The sequence below is a fragment of the Bacillus sp. m3-13 genome, assembly GCF_000175075.1.
Lineage (GTDB): Bacteria > Bacillota > Bacilli > Bacillales > Bacillaceae_I > Sutcliffiella_A > Sutcliffiella_A horikoshii_C.
In genome coordinates, this window is the sequence record NZ_ACPC01000019.1 from 537129 (window position 1) to 550281 (window position 13153).

Here is a 13153-nt window from a genome sequence, read left to right on the forward strand (position 1 = left end):
CAATCTGAGAGATGACAGAACCATTCTGTCATAATCAGGGTGGTAACGCGAGAACACTCTCGTCCCTGTTATTAGGGACGGGAGTTTTTTGTTTTCTTCAAATTTCCCTGTTGACCACCTGGAACGAAGGGAAACAGGAGTTTAATCAGTAACACCAAAAGGAGGAAAATCAAATGAAACATTTAACATCTGCTCAAGTAAGACAAATGTTCCTAGACTTCTTCAAAGAAAAAGGACATGCTGTTGAACCTAGCGCATCCCTTGTCCCACACGAAGACCCATCCCTATTATGGATCAACAGTGGCGTGGCAACCCTAAAAAAATACTTCGATGGCCGTGTCATCCCAGCAAATCCCCGTATTTGCAATGCACAAAAATCCATCCGTACCAATGATATTGAGAACGTAGGAAAAACAGCACGCCACCATACATTCTTTGAAATGCTCGGTAACTTCTCCATTGGAGAGTACTTCAAAAAAGAAGCGATCGACTGGGCTTGGGAATTCCTTACGAGCGAAAAATGGATTGGCTTTGAAGCGGAAAAGCTATCCGTAACCATTCATCCAGAAGACGAAGAAGCATACAAGTACTGGAATGAAGTAATTGGCGTTCCTGCGGAAAGAATTATCCGCCTAGAGGGTAACTTCTGGGATATTGGAGAAGGCCCAAGTGGACCAAACACAGAAATTTTCTATGACCGTGGTGAAAGCTATGGAAATGACCTGAATGATCCAGAACTATATCCAGGTGGAGAGAACGAACGCTACCTTGAAATTTGGAATCTTGTATTTTCTGAGTTCAATCACAACCCAGACCATACATACACACCGCTTCCAAAGAAAAATATTGATACAGGTATGGGTCTTGAGCGTATGGTATCTGTTATCCAAGACGTACCAACAAACTTTGATACTGATCTTTTTATTCCTATTATCGAAGCGACTGAAAATGTGTCAGGTGAAAAATACCGCACAAACGTAGAAAAAGATACGGCATTTAAAGTAATCGCTGACCATATCCGTACCGTGACATTTGCAGTTGGTGATGGTGCGCTGCCTTCTAATGAAGGACGTGGCTATGTACTTCGCCGTCTATTAAGAAGAGCTGTTCGTTACGCAAAACAACTTGGGATCAACCGTCCTTTCATGTATGAGCTAGTGCCGGTTGTAGCGGAAATCATGGTTGATTTCTACCCAGAGGTAAAAGAAAAACAAGACTTCATTCAGCGTGTAGTGAAAACCGAAGAAGAGCGTTTCCATGAAACACTGAATGACGGGTTGGCGATCCTTTCCACTGTCATCGCAAAGGCTAAAGAAGATGGAAGTACGGTGGTTTCTGGTTCAGACGCATTCCGACTGTATGATACGTATGGCTTCCCTGTTGAACTGACAGAAGAGTATGTGGAAGAACAGGGTATGACGCTTGATCACGAAGGTTTCGAAAAGGAAATGGAAATGCAACGTGATCGTGCTCGTTCCGCGCGTCAAGACTCTAATTCCATGCAAGTTCAATCAGGTGTCCTTGGGGAAATCCGTACAGAAAGCAGTTTCGTCGGATATGACCAGCTTACTGCAGAAACGACTTTATCTATCATTGTTAAAAACGGCGAGCTAGCAGATTCAGCTGTAACAGGTGATGAGGTTCAAGTAATTTTGGCGGAAACACCTTTTTACGCGGAAAGCGGTGGCCAGATTGCTGACCACGGCTACATCGTAACCGAATCTGGCAGAGGATTTGTAAAGGATGTTCAAAAAGCTCCAAACGGCCAAAACCTTCATACCATCGTAGTGGAAGAAGGCGTGTTAAATAGAGAACAGGCCGTTAAAGCAGAAGTACATGCGAAAAACCGTGCACAAATTATTAAAAATCACACAGCTACACATATTTTGCATCAAGCATTAAAAGACGTGCTTGGGACTCATGTAAACCAAGCGGGATCACAAGTGACGGCAGATCGTCTTCGCTTTGACTTCTCTCATTTTGGTCAAGTGACACAAGAGGAAATCGAGAAAATCGAAGCGATTGTTAATGAAAAGATCTGGGCTAGCATCAATGTTGTCATTGAAAACAAATCCATCTCAGAAGCAAAAGCAATGGGTGCAATGGCATTGTTCGGTGAAAAGTACGGAGATATTGTCCGTGTTGTCCAAGTTGGAGAATACAGCCTTGAGCTATGCGGTGGTTGCCATGTTCCAAATACATCTGAAATCGGTTTATTCAAGATTGTTTCTGAATCTGGAATAGGAGCAGGAACACGCCGTATGGAAGCTGTCACAGGTGAAGGGGCTTACCGTTTACTGAATGATCAAGTACAACTGTTAAAAGATGCAGCGGCGAAGCTGAAAACGAAACCACAGGAAGTTGGAACAAGAATCGATGTTCTTTTATCAGATATGAAAGAACTGCAAAGAGAAAACCAATCCTTGGCTTCGAAGCTTGGAAACATTGAAGCATCCAGCCTATCTTCCAAAGCGAAAGACGTTAATGGCGTAACAATGCTAGTGAGCAAGGTAGCAGGTACAGACATGAATAATCTGCGTACGATGGTGGATGATTTAAAAAATAAGCTTGGTTCTGGTATCATAGTACTTGCAAGCGTCCAAGATGGTAAAGTGAATATTTCTGCAGGGGTAACAAAAGATCTAATTGAAAAAGGTTACCATGCCGGCAAGGTTGTAAAAGAAGTGGCTACACGTTGCGGGGGCGGCGGCGGAGGTCGTCCTGACATGGCTCAAGCAGGCGGAAAAAACCCGGAACAAGTCGATTCTGCATTACAATCTGTTGAAGATTGGATAAAATCCGTTTAACATTGCCGACATTTGGTGTACAATAAAGGTAACAATTGACAAGCAGATAGAAAAAAAGAAGTCTAAGAGAGAGGTGCAAATGATGAGCTCCTTTGACAAAACAATGAAGTTTAACTTTCCGGAAGATGCATTGGAAGCTAATGTGGATGACGTATTAATAACAGTTTATGAGGCGTTGCAGGAAAAAGGGTACAACCCTATCAACCAGATTGTCGGTTACTTGCTATCTGGAGACCCAGCATACATTCCGCGTCATAAAGAAGCAAGAACGCTTATTCGGAAAATTGAAAGGGACGAGCTAATTGAAGAATTAGTGAAGTCTTACCTAGAACAGCACCGCAAGGAGTAGTACATGCGCATTTTGGGCTTAGACGTCGGTTCCAAAACAGTCGGTGTTGCCATCAGTGATGAAATGGGATGGACAGCACAGGGGTTGGAAACGATAAAAATTGATGAAGCAATAAAAAATTTAGGGTTTAAGCGATTGAAGCAGATCATCGCTGAATATAAGCCTGAAAAAGTCGTAGTTGGCTTACCAAAGAATATGAACGGTTCTATCGGTCCCCGCGGCGAAGCCAGCAAGCATTATGGTGAAATGCTGACTGCTAAAACGGGACTTCCGGTCATCTATTGGGATGAAAGGCTTTCTACTGTAGCAGCAGAAAGGATTCTGCTTTCTGCTGACGTAAGTAGAAAAAAAAGAAAGCAAGTAATAGACAAGATGGCTGCCGTTGTCATTTTACAAGGATATCTTGACAGCCAACAATAAATTAGAGGTGAGCATAATGGAACACGGAGAACAAAATATTACAGTAGTAGACGAAAACGGGAATGAGCAATTATGTGAGGTGCTTTTCACATTTGATTCTGAGGAATTTGGAAAGTCCTATGTACTTTATTACCCAGTAGGTGCAGAAAATGATGACCAGGATGACATCGAAATCCATGCATCAAGCTTCGTTCCTAGCGAATCAGAAGAAGGTGGCGACCTTCAACCGGTTGAAACGGATGAAGAGTGGGACATGATTGAAGAAATGTTAAACACTTTCTTGGCTGAAGAAGAAGAGTAAGAAAAAAGAGAGCAAGCAGGTTACTCCTGTTTGCTCTCTTTATTTTTGTCCATGTTTTTTTCATCTGTAAACAATAGAGTGGTCAATTGCTCTTTGTTTGTTATCAGATCAGCTAAAGTGTATTGATCCAAGACAGATATGAACGCCTGTGTCGCCTGATATAATACGCCTTTTAACTTACAGTGTGGCGATATGACACAAGACGCATGATCTTGAAAACACTCAACAATATGAAAGTCTTCCTCCGTTTGCCTTACCAATTCACCAATATTCAATTCCTTTGGTTCCTTGGCTAACAATAATCCCCCATTACGGCCGCGGATTGTTTCCACATAACCTAACTTTCCAAGATGAAAGGTAACCTTCATAAGATGATTTTTCGAAATGCCATAAGCTTCTGCTATTTCTTTTATTTGGATTAGTTTGTTGTTTTCAGGCGCACTTGCTAAATATAATAGAACTCGTAATGAGTAGTCAGTGTACAGTGTAAGTTTCATAATCTACCTCCAATTTTATTTTACCATACCCTTTATTCTGAATGAAAATGGTAAAACTACTAAATGACTGTATGTCATTCACCCTAATAAATTCAAAATATTTAGGAAAAAAGTAATGATTAATGCGAAAAAAATGGTAAAATATGATGTGGGAATGTGTCGGAAAAGAGAAAATACATGCTTTTTTGTCAAAAAATTAATGAATTTGTTGTATAATTGTTAGTTGTACGAGAGGGGGTATTTTTTTGTCTGAAAAAAATAACAAAGACTATATTCAAGAAAAATTGAAAGAAAAACATTTTGAAGCAAAGATTGTGCGCCGCATTGTCTTTACAGTATTTGTCTTACTTATGCTAGCCCTGACTGGTATTATTGGCGGCGGTTATTTTTATATAAAAAATGCATTGCAGCCTGTGAATGAAGAAGATACCAAAACAGAAAAAGTGGAAATTCCTATAGGATCCTCTCCGACATCCATCGGTCGTATTTTAGAGGAAAATGGTATCATTAATAATGGTAAAGTATTCCGATACTATGTAAAGTTTAAAAATGAATCAGGATTTATGGCGGGAGAATACGAGCTAAGTCCTTCCATGAACCTTGATGAGATCATAGGTTTCTTAAAAGAAGGTAAAGTTCAACAGGAAGTCCTCTTCCAGATTACCATTCCTGAAGGTCGTCAATTGGAGCAAATTGCTGTCATCCTGGAAAATAGAATGGGGCTTTCGGAAAAAGAATTCCTCGAAAAAGCAAATGACAAGGATTTCCTCGAAAAGATGAGGGAGAAATATCCAAAAGTTATTACAGATGAAATGTTCGATGAAGATGTTAAGTATGCTTTGGAAGGCTATCTATTCCCTGCAACCTATCCTTTCTATGTAGAAAATCCGACAGCGGAAGAAGTTATTGATATCATGCTTCAAAAGACTGATGAGATTCTACAAGATGACGAAGTAAGAATAGGGATGGGCAATATGGATTTAACTCCACATGAATTGCTGACGATGGCAAGTTTGATAGAAGCAGAAGCAACTGTGCAAACAGACCGTGATTACATTTCAAGTGTATTCTATAATCGTCTTGACGTAGGAATGCCGCTTCAAACAGATCCAACTGTGTTATATGCGCTTGGTGAACATAAAGAGCGGACATTATATGAGCATCTTGAAGTGGACTCACCTTACAATACGTATAAGAACCAAGGTCTGCCACCGGGACCTATCGCCAATGCCGGTCTTACATCCATTCAAGCTGCATTGAATCCTGCTGAAACAGAGTATTACTACTTCTTGGCAACACCAGATGGTAAAGTGTTATTCAACGAAACGTTAGAAGAACACAACATTGATAAAAATGAACATATCACAAGTCAGGACAACGGATAAGTCTGATAGGGAAGTGCGAAATTAATTCGCATTCCCTATTTTTTTGTGGTAAAATATATCGAGTTGTTTTGAACTAAAATGTTTTAACGTAAAAAGAGGGTTCCTCCGTTGAGGTCACCTCTATTTTCTTTGTTTTTAGCAAGATTAAAGGAGGCGTCCACCGTTGGAAGCCAATGAAAATAAAGTAATATCCTACTTAAATACACTCACTCCCCAAAGGAATGAACTAGTCAGCAACATGGAAAAGCTTGCTGAAGTAGAAAATGTCCCAATTATGGACCTGGTCGGAATGGAAACACTTCTTCAGCTCCTAAGGCTTTCCGCACCAAAAAGAATTCTGGAAATAGGCGCAGCTATCGGATACTCCGCTATCAGAATGGCACAAGCTTTACCTGAAGCGACCATCGTAACCATAGAGCGTGACGAACATAGATACCTGCAAGCAAAATCACATATAGAACAAGCCGGGCTCCAAGATAGAATCCATTTGATATTCGGGGACGCATTGGAAGTGCTCGATCAAGTGGAAAAAGAAGCACCGTTTGATTTCATTTTTGTTGATGCAGCAAAAGGGCAATACGAACGGTTCTTTACGATGTATGAAACCCTGTTAAACGAAATGGGTATCATCATCACCGATAACGTCCTCTTTCGGGGGATGGTAGCAGAGGACCACGAATGGATTGAACCAAAAAGAATCAGAAACCTGGTCAAAAAGATTGACCGATACAATAGATGGTTGATGGAACACCCAGACTATATCACCACGATCTTGCCTGTTGGTGATGGGATCGCAATCAGTAAAAAAAGAGGTGAAGAACGTTGAAAAAACCAGAGTTATTAGTGACACCGCTAGACTTAACGAATTTAAGAGACTTAATAGACGCGGGTGCAGATGCATTTGTTATCGGAGAAGAGCGCTACGGCTTGCGCTTGGCTGGAGAATTCAAAAAGGACGAAGTAAAGGCAGCCATTGATCTTGCTCATGAGAACGGGAAAAAAGTATATGTGGCAATGAATGCCCTTTTCCATAATGAAAAAGTGGACGAATTGTCCGACTATCTTCAATTCTTGAATGAAGCAGGTGCAGATTCGGTTATCTTCGGAGATCCGGCTGTATTAATGGCAGCAAAAGAAGTTGCTCCAAACATGCCGCTGCATTGGAATACAGAGACCACAGCAACCAACTACTACACCTGTAATTATTGGGGCAGAAAAGGCTCCAAACGTGCGGTATTGGCCCGCGAGCTCAACATGGATGCCATTGTGGAGATCAAAGAAAACGCAGAAGTGGAAATAGAAGTACAAGTGCACGGCATGACCTGTATGTTCCAATCCAAACGTTCATTGCTTGGGCATTATTTTGAATACCAGGGCAAACAAATGGAAGTGGAAAAAGGCAAGGAACGCGCCATGCTTCTCCATGACAAGGAACGAAGCAATAAATATCCTGTCTATGAAGATGAAAATGGCACCCATATCATGAGTCCAAATGACATGTGCATCATTGACGAACTCGAAGAAATGATGGATGCAGAAGTGGACAGCTTTAAAATTGACGGTGTACTTCAAACACCGGAATATATCGTTGAAGTAACAAAGAGATATAGAAAAGCAATAGACCTTTGTGCAGATGACAGAGAAGCCTATGAAGATATCAAAGAGGAACTGTTAAATGAAATGGAAGAACTTCAACAAGACCACCGTCCACTCGACACAGGGTTCTTCTTTAAAGAAACAGTCTATTAATGTGAAAAGGAGGTAGCCATTTATGACAACCTATGTAAATGATAAGATTTCTAAGATAGTTGACGGAAAACGGGTAATTGTTAAAAAACCAGAACTACTTGCACCGGCAGGAAACCTAGAGAAATTAAAAATAGCTGTTCAATATGGTGCAGATGCTGTTTTCATCGGTGGTCAAGAATACGGACTTCGTTCTAATGCTGGAAATTTCACCTTTGAAGAAATGGCAGAAGGTGTTCAATTTGCTGAAAAATTTGGCGCGCGTATCTACGTTACCACCAATATTTTTGCTCACAATGAAAACATGGACGGGTTGGATGATTACCTTCGCGGCATTGAAGGCGCAGGAGTTCATGGAATCATCGTTGCTGACCCGCTCATCATTGAAACATGCAGAAGAGTGGCACCTAAGCTTGAAGTTCACTTAAGTACACAACAATCCTTGTCCAACTGGAAAGCAGTTCAGTTTTGGAAAGAGGAAGGCTTGGAGCGTGTTGTTCTTGCTCGTGAAACAAGCGCGGAAGAAATCCGTGAGATGAAAGAGAAAGTGGACATCGAAATTGAGACCTTCATTCACGGTGCCATGTGTATCGCTTACTCTGGACGCTGTACGCTAAGTAATCATATGACCGCACGAGATTCTAACCGTGGAGGCTGCTGCCAGTCTTGCCGTTGGGATTATGACTTGTATGAATTGGATGGCGGAGAAGAAAAGGCACTTTTTGCAGAAGGTGATGCACCATTTGCGATGAGTCCGAAAGATTTAAAGCTTATTGAATCGATCCCTAGAATGATTGAACTTGGAATCGATAGCTTGAAAATTGAAGGCCGCATGAAATCCATTCACTATGTAGCAACAGTAGTAAGTGTGTACCGCAAAGTAATCGACGCTTATTGTGCCGATCCTGAGAACTTCACGATTCAACAAGAATGGTTGGAAGAGCTTGATAAATGTGCAAACCGCGAGACGGCACCTGCTTTCTTTGAAGGTGTTCCGGGGTATAAAGAGCAAATGTTTGGCAACCATAGCAAGAAGACAGACTTCGACTTCGTTGGATTGGTGCTTGATTATGATAAGGAAACTCAAATGGTGACCTTACAACAACGAAACTTTTTTAGACCAGGCGATGAAGTGGAATTTTTTGGTCCGGAAATTGAAAACTTCACACAAAAAATAGAGAAGGTTTGGGATGAAAAAGGCAATGAACTAGATGCTGCCCGCCATCCATTACAAATCGTGAAATTTAAAGTGGAAAAGCCGATTTATCCGAACAACATGATGCGAAAGGGGCAGTAATACCATGGGGAAAAAACCGATCGTAATCGGTGTAGCCGGAGGATCTGGCTCAGGGAAAACGAGTGTAACAAAAGCTATCTTTGATCATTTTACAGAAAAGTCTATCCTAATGCTTGAGCAAGATTATTACTATAAAGACCAGACAGATGTGCCAATGGAGGAAAGATTAAAAACAAATTATGACCATCCTTTGGCATTCGATAACGATTTATTGATTGACCACATTCAGCATTTATTAAACTATGATAACGTCAATAAGCCTGTCTATGATTACACCCTTCATACAAGATCTACACAAGTCATTGAAGTAGAACCGAAAGATGTTATCATTGTGGAAGGAATTTTGGTATTAGAAGACGAACGTTTGCGTAACTTAATGGATATAAAGCTATTTGTGGATACTGATGCAGACTTGCGTATCATCCGCCGCATGCTGCGTGACATTAAAGAACGCGGACGTACGATTGATTCTGTCATCGAACAATATGTGACGGTTGTTCGTCCAATGCACAATCAGTTCATTGAACCAACGAAGCGATATGCAGATATCATCATCCCTGAAGGTGGACAAAATCATGTTGCTATCGACCTGATGGTAACAAAAATTCAAACAATTCTTGAACAAAAAGAGATTTTGTAATAACATATGAGAAGCTAGAGAATTTTCCAATTGTGGAAGGAGCGACGATGTATTCCATTTAATGGGTACATCTTTTTCCACATTTACATAGGCTTTGAACTTTATTGCCATAAAGATACAACGTAAATTGGGGAATGCAATTACTAGAAGGAGTGAAAAGTCATGGCACAAGAGAAAGTATATCCAATGACACAAGCAGGGAAAGACAAGCTTGTGCAAGAATTAGAAAACCTGAAATCTGTTAGACGTAAAGAAGTGGTAGAGCGTATTAAGATAGCACGTAGCTTCGGGGACCTTTCTGAGAACTCTGAGTACGATTCTGCAAAAGAAGAGCAAGCATTCGTAGAAGGACGCATCACGCTTCTTGAGCAAATGGTCCGCAATGCAAAAATCATCCAAGAAGACAAGGATACAGATGCAGTCGGACTTGGTAAAACAGTAACGTTTGTTGAGCTGCCAGACGGAGAAGAAGAAACGTACACCATCGTAGGTAGCGCCGAAGCGGATCCGTTCGAAGGCAACATCTCCAACGAATCTCCAATGGGAAGCTCCCTAATGGGCAAACGCGTAAACGATGAAGTAACCATCCAAACTCCAGGCGGAGAAATGAACGTGAAGATTGTTTCCGTAAAATAAGCAAGGCTGTTTATGAAAGATACTTGCAATCTAAAAGATAGATGGAAGAGTGGATTGTAGTGAAAGGCACTCGAATCCGGCGGGAGGTAGCGGTAGACTTGAGACCCCTGAAGCGTTGTGAGGAGGCTCAAGCACCGCCCCGCGGAAAGCGAGTGACTGAAGCGAAAAGAAACGGTCAACCTTACAAGGCGGTAACATCAGTTTCTATAGAAAACAGCCGACTTGATTAAAAAGATCGCACCTCGTCAACAATGTTGATGAGGTGTTTTTTATGCAACGGTTAATAAAAGGGAGAATTAATAAACTCGGAATCTGTGTCGTACTGCTCTTAAGCCTGCTTGTCGGAAGGCTTGTTCAAGTGCAGCTCATCAGCACAGAATCTTTCACAGACCAACATATAAACTTGATTGAAGCAAGCGTCAAACAACGAACACAGTCTCTAGTGATTGACGAAGGCCGCGGAAGATTCATTGATCGGAATGGCTTGCCATTAACACATGACTATTTTCCAAGTGTCATCTTATTTCCTTTCTTGAACGGGCTTGATTGGCCGAAAGAAGAGCTCGCTGGCATCTTGCAGATGAATGCATCTGAGATTGACAGACTGCTTGTTGATGCGGATAAACCAGTCGTTTTATCGGAAAGTTTAACAGATGAGAAAATGGAACAAATTAACGAGCTTGATTATCCTGGAATTGTCGCCTTGTATCGTCAGTTTGAACTTGATGAGAAAATAGCAGAGCACGTCATAGGTTTGACTGGGGAAGATGTTGATACATTTATGAAACGTTATGCCGATAAAGTCGAGAAAGAAAACTATTCCCCACATACTCCGATTGGAGTATCTGGGTTGGAAGAAGCGTTCGATGAAATTATTTTACCGGAAGGCTCAACAAAATTGCTTTACCATGTTGACCGTTTTGGCGGTCCATTATTCGGAATCGATGTTCGGTATATGTCACCATCCAATCCTTATTACCCTCTTACTGTCCAAACGACCCTTGACCGGAATATCCAGCAACTGGCGGAGAAAACCCTTAAAGAATATCAAGTGAAAAAGGGTGGGCTGGTCGTCATTGACATTGAAACCAATGAAGTGATCGCGATGGTGTCCAAACCATCCTTGGACCATGAGAACCCTTCAAAGGGAGCGGGTGCACATAACTTCATGCTAGAACCGCATTTTCCAGGTTCTGTTTTCAAAACGGTCGTAACGGCAGCGGCAATCGAGGAGAACGTGGTGGATAATGAAATGGTGTTTAACTGTGATTTGGATATTAGGGGGAATCTCCTCGAGGATGAAAAGAAGCGTATGGGTACGATCAATCTCGAAACAAGCTTTGCCCAAAGTTGTAACTATACGTTTGGCGAGATTGGAAAGCAATTGGCGCAAAAAGATAAAGACGCATTGGATAAGTATGCTGGGATGCTTGGGCTAACAGGAACTGTTGGTTGGAAGGGGGATATGTTTGGTTTTGATGACTTTGTGCAGATTCCCCGTGAAAAAGCGAATGTGGTCTGGGAGAACGCTGAAGATAAAGGAGTGCCGCTCGCTGTAGCGCAGACATCGATTGGACAAAAAGATGTCAAAGTAACCCCACTTGCCGTGGCGAATATGATGGCAACGATAGCGCGTGGGGGAGAGTCGAAAGAAGTTAAATTGGTCAGTGACATCCTATACAAAAACGGGACGACCTTGTTTACATTTCCTGAGCACGAAAGAGATGTTGACAAGCTTTCATCTTACACGGTCATGCAGCTTCAACATCTTTTAAGAGAAGTAGTGGAAGGCGATACTGGGACCGGATGGAGAATGAAAGGCCTCTCTTATGAAGTTGCCGGGAAAAGTGGTACAGCTCAGACAGGAAAATTTACAGAGGACGGTCCGGAATTATTGAATAGGTGGTTTGCAGGTTATTTTCCAATCCAAAGTCCTAAATATGCCATGGTTATGGTGGAATTAGATGTTGTCGATGAGAACAATGTCTCATCGGTGTACTCAAAAATGGTCCAAGAAATATACAATTGGGAAAACCAAGAAAGATAATGGCAATCCTTTTCACTGTGCTTTTTATAGTATTGATGGTACAATAAGCTATTGTAATTATACTATATATGGCTTTGACTAGGAGGGACTGTCGTGTCTTTAGACTTTAACAAAGGTGGCTCACGTTACGGCCGAACAACCAAACGCAAAAAAACAAACATGATTTTGAACATCCTGATTGGTGTTGTATTCATATTTATCGTCGTTCTTGCTTCTTCCTTGTTCTTTGGAAAGAATGACCCAGCTACAGATAACGAAAATCAGCTGGCTACAGGGGAACAGGAATTAAGTGAAACAGAAGAGAACGAAGCAGAACAAGAATCCGAAGAAGCTGCTCCTACTGACGAGGAAGAAGCAGAATCTGAGGAAGCGGAAGAATCCGCAGAGAAAGACGCGGAAGAAGAAAAAGATAAAGAAAAAGATAAAGAAAAAGATAAAGAAAAAGATAAAGAAGAGGAAAAAGAAGAAGAGTCCAACGAAGCGGACGATTCCGAAACAGAGGTTTCGGAAAACTCCGATGACCCTAATGTCATCAAAACAATGACTAACCCAGGCTGGGGACCTGTTGGAACTTCTCAATCTGAGCCACATACATCCGTCTATGACGAAGGCCATGTGGATTGGGATGAAAAGTTAAAAGCCGTGGAAGCAGCTACCCGTTTGAGCAGCAGCGACTACACATTGATTTTCTTAGGCAATGGCGGCAGTGAGCACTCATCTGTAGCGTCAATCAAAAACAAAACCACCGGTGAGAACTTCAAAGTCTATCTGGAGTGGGTGACCAACAAAGGTTGGAAACCAACAAAGGTGGAGCAGGTTAAGTCGTTGTAAAGTGTGTGAATTAAATAGTGGTGCGGACCTATCCCATTGGGGTGGGTCTTTTTTGTTGTGGGCTAGGGGTTCGTGTGAGGCTTTGGGGAAGGTCAAGGGATTGAAGTGTTGAAGGGCTTATGGTGGGGGGGAGGCTGGTTGGCATGAGGTTCTGGGGTGGGGTTTTGGAAATAGGTAACTGAGGGGTTTGGACTTTG

13 protein-coding genes and 1 other annotated feature (1 of these 14 running past the window's edge) are annotated in these 13153 nt (G+C 41.8%); of the genes, 12 read left to right on the forward strand and 1 reads right to left on the reverse strand.

Annotated elements, in window-relative coordinates; all coding sequences use genetic code 11:
- Positions 1-70 (forward strand) — a binding site (T-box leader); it begins 143 nt to the left of the window's first position.
- 103 nt (positions 71-173) lie between these two features.
- From alaS to M313_RS0113250, 4 genes are all read left to right on the forward strand, one after another.
- Complete coding sequence (gene alaS, locus M313_RS0113235; RefSeq protein WP_010196075.1) at positions 174-2807, forward strand: alanine--tRNA ligase; 2634 nt, start codon at positions 174-176, stop codon at positions 2805-2807.
- An 82-nt stretch (positions 2808-2889) separates the two neighbouring features.
- Positions 2890-3156 (forward strand): IreB family regulatory phosphoprotein, encoded by a 267-nt coding sequence (locus tag M313_RS0113240; RefSeq protein WP_010196077.1) that lies wholly within the window; start codon positions 2890-2892, stop codon positions 3154-3156.
- Between the two features lie 3 nt (positions 3157-3159).
- A complete protein-coding gene (ruvX, locus tag M313_RS0113245; RefSeq protein ID WP_010196078.1) occupies positions 3160-3576 on the forward strand; it encodes a Holliday junction resolvase RuvX in 417 nt (138 codons plus the stop codon).
- A 16-nt stretch (positions 3577-3592) separates the two neighbouring features.
- Entirely contained in the window at positions 3593-3877 is a 285-nt protein-coding gene (locus M313_RS0113250; RefSeq protein WP_010196082.1) for a DUF1292 domain-containing protein, read from the forward strand.
- 20 nt (positions 3878-3897) lie between these two features.
- Here M313_RS0113250 and M313_RS0113255 read toward each other — a convergent pair whose 3' ends face one another.
- Entirely contained in the window at positions 3898-4374 is a 477-nt protein-coding gene (locus M313_RS0113255) for an Rrf2 family transcriptional regulator (protein ID WP_010196083.1), read from the reverse strand.
- Positions 4375-4619: 245 nt separating this feature from the next.
- Here M313_RS0113255 and mltG point away from each other — a divergent pair, with 245 nt between their 5' ends.
- From mltG to M313_RS0113295, 8 genes are all read left to right on the forward strand, one after another.
- Positions 4620-5759, forward strand: coding sequence for an endolytic transglycosylase MltG (mltG, locus tag M313_RS0113260; RefSeq protein ID WP_010196085.1), 1140 nt, complete (start codon positions 4620-4622; stop codon positions 5757-5759).
- 163 nt (positions 5760-5922) lie between these two features.
- Positions 5923-6585 (forward strand): O-methyltransferase, encoded by a 663-nt coding sequence (locus tag M313_RS0113265; protein WP_010196087.1) that lies wholly within the window; start codon positions 5923-5925, stop codon positions 6583-6585.
- Positions 6582-7508, forward strand: a complete 927-nt coding sequence (locus M313_RS0113270; RefSeq protein WP_010196090.1) for a peptidase U32 family protein — start codon at positions 6582-6584, stop codon at positions 7506-7508. The genes M313_RS0113265 and M313_RS0113270 overlap by 4 nt, the downstream gene beginning before the upstream one ends.
- Positions 7509-7530: 22 nt before the next feature.
- Positions 7531-8802, forward strand: coding sequence for a peptidase U32 family protein (locus M313_RS0113275; RefSeq protein ID WP_010196092.1), 1272 nt, complete (start codon positions 7531-7533; stop codon positions 8800-8802).
- 4 nt (positions 8803-8806) lie between these two features.
- Entirely contained in the window at positions 8807-9442 is a 636-nt protein-coding gene (gene udk / locus M313_RS0113280; RefSeq protein WP_010196095.1) for a uridine kinase, read from the forward strand.
- Positions 9443-9604: 162 nt separating this feature from the next.
- Complete coding sequence (greA, locus tag M313_RS0113285; RefSeq protein WP_010196096.1) at positions 9605-10078, forward strand: transcription elongation factor GreA; 474 nt, start codon at positions 9605-9607, stop codon at positions 10076-10078.
- Positions 10079-10349: 271 nt separating this feature from the next.
- Positions 10350-12125 carry a peptidoglycan D,D-transpeptidase FtsI family protein gene (locus M313_RS0113290; protein ID WP_010196099.1) on the forward strand — a complete coding sequence of 592 codons (1776 nt, stop codon included), beginning with the start codon at positions 10350-10352 and terminating at the stop codon, positions 12123-12125.
- Positions 12126-12218: 93 nt separating this feature from the next.
- Positions 12219-12956 (forward strand): YrrS family protein, encoded by a 738-nt coding sequence (locus M313_RS0113295; protein ID WP_010196101.1) that lies wholly within the window; start codon positions 12219-12221, stop codon positions 12954-12956.
- Positions 12957-13153: the final 197 nt, after the last annotated feature.

Excerpts from the sequence above, each read along its gene's own strand:
- alaS (WP_010196075.1), top strand. The coding sequence starts at position 174 with ATGAAACATTTAACATCTGCTCAAGTAAGACAAATGTTCCTAGACTTC.
- M313_RS0113240 (WP_010196077.1), top strand. The coding sequence starts at position 2,890 with ATGAGCTCCTTTGACAAAACAATGAAGTTTAACTTTCCGGAAGATGCA.
- ruvX (WP_010196078.1), top strand. The coding sequence starts at position 3,160 with ATGCGCATTTTGGGCTTAGACGTCGGTTCCAAAACAGTCGGTGTTGCC.
- M313_RS0113250 (WP_010196082.1), top strand. The coding sequence starts at position 3,593 with ATGGAACACGGAGAACAAAATATTACAGTAGTAGACGAAAACGGGAAT.
- M313_RS0113255 (WP_010196083.1), bottom strand. The coding sequence starts at position 4,374 with ATGAAACTTACACTGTACACTGACTACTCATTACGAGTTCTATTATAT.
- M313_RS0113275 (WP_010196092.1), top strand. The coding sequence starts at position 7,531 with ATGACAACCTATGTAAATGATAAGATTTCTAAGATAGTTGACGGAAAA.
- udk (WP_010196095.1), top strand. The coding sequence starts at position 8,807 with ATGGGGAAAAAACCGATCGTAATCGGTGTAGCCGGAGGATCTGGCTCA.
- greA (WP_010196096.1), top strand. The coding sequence starts at position 9,605 with ATGGCACAAGAGAAAGTATATCCAATGACACAAGCAGGGAAAGACAAG.
- M313_RS0113290 (WP_010196099.1), top strand. The coding sequence starts at position 10,350 with ATGCAACGGTTAATAAAAGGGAGAATTAATAAACTCGGAATCTGTGTC.